This is a genomic window from Vibrio sp. 10N.261.52.A1 (assembly GCF_002876325.1).
GTDB lineage: Bacteria > Pseudomonadota > Gammaproteobacteria > Enterobacterales > Vibrionaceae > Vibrio > Vibrio chagasii.
In genome coordinates, this window is record NZ_MCYD01000085.1 from 1 (window position 1) to 1,297 (window position 1,297).

Here is a 1,297-nt window from a genome sequence, read left to right on the forward strand (position 1 = left end):
GACCTTACGCAGGTATTAACTCGTCAAGCGGTTTATGACTGGCTAAAAAAACCGACTAACAATCAAGCTAATATGTCTTGCTTGCTACTCGATATTGACGACTTCAAGAATGTGAACGACCAATTTGGACATAGCGTCGGTGACACCGTCATTCGCACACTCGCAACCATCATCAAGAAACATGTCAAAGCTCTAAATGGTGTTGTTGGCCGTTGGGATGGTGAAGAATTTATTGTCTTCTTTCCGAAGTCTCAGACAAACCATGCCACTGCATTGCCCACGGCAGAATCCCAGGCAACAATTGTCGGTGAGCGTATTTGTGAAGAGTTTCGAAGCCATCAATTCATCGGTTTTAACCGAAAATCATTTAGCACAAGTGTCAGTATTGGTATTACTGACAGCTGTGTCGTTCGAACCACTCGCTCACTAAACACACTCATCAGAGTAACGGATGAAGCGCTTTATCAAGCGAAAGCTAATGGTAAAGACAGAGTGTCACTAAATCCGGAATGCGCTTGCGTAGAGCCCAGCTAATCATTTAACTTACGCCGCTGCGGACTTCCATTGTTACCCAAAGAATGTAGACAGTATCAATAAACAAATTTAATTAAGATTTTCTTGTTATTTTCAAGTTCTAGTTTACTATGCGCCACCCCAATTTTTTCAGCAAATGCTGCAGGCAAATATGTCCGCCAACGCGCTCTATACCGACCTATCCGGTTACTATGATTTAATGTGTGTTGATATTGACTACCAAGCGCAAAGTCACTGCGTTCGTAGGCTACATCAGATTTTTGGAAATGAAGGAAAAACTCACCTAGACCTTGGATGTGGTACTGGTCCGCATGTTCGTCACTTTATTGATTATGGCTATCAAAGTAACGGACTTGACCTGAACCAACCCATGCTAGACATTGCTCAAGTTCGCTGTCCCGAAGCTAACTTTTCTGTACAGAACATGAGTAATTTCGAAGTGTCACAACCGTTCGACCTCATTACTTGTTTTTTGTATTCGATCCATTACAACGATGGTATCGAGAAGTTAAAAGAGTGCATCGCAAGCGTTCACAAAGCCCTAAATCAAGGCGGCGTATTCTGCTTTAACGTGGTCGACAAAGATAAGATCAGCAATGATCTGTTTGTTCGTCATACTACCAATCAAGAACAGGACGATTTTACCTTCCGCTCAGGCTGGTATTACTCGGGTGAAGGCGACAAGCAAGCATTGAAGCTCAGCATCGAGAAGACTACGGCTGGTGAGACTCAGGTCTGGAATGACGAACACCCTATGGTGGCG

The 1,297-nt window shown here is 43.6% G+C and carries 2 protein-coding genes; both read left to right on the forward strand.

Going from position 1 to position 1,297, the window contains the following annotated elements:
• A partial coding sequence (locus tag BCT81_RS01170) for a GGDEF domain-containing protein (protein WP_133152481.1) occupies positions 1 to 534 on the forward strand: 534 nt, incomplete at its 5' end.
• A gap of 151 nt (positions 535 to 685) precedes the next feature.
• A partial coding sequence (locus BCT81_RS01180; RefSeq protein ID WP_102423031.1) for a class I SAM-dependent methyltransferase occupies positions 686 to 1,297 on the forward strand: 612 nt, incomplete at its 3' end.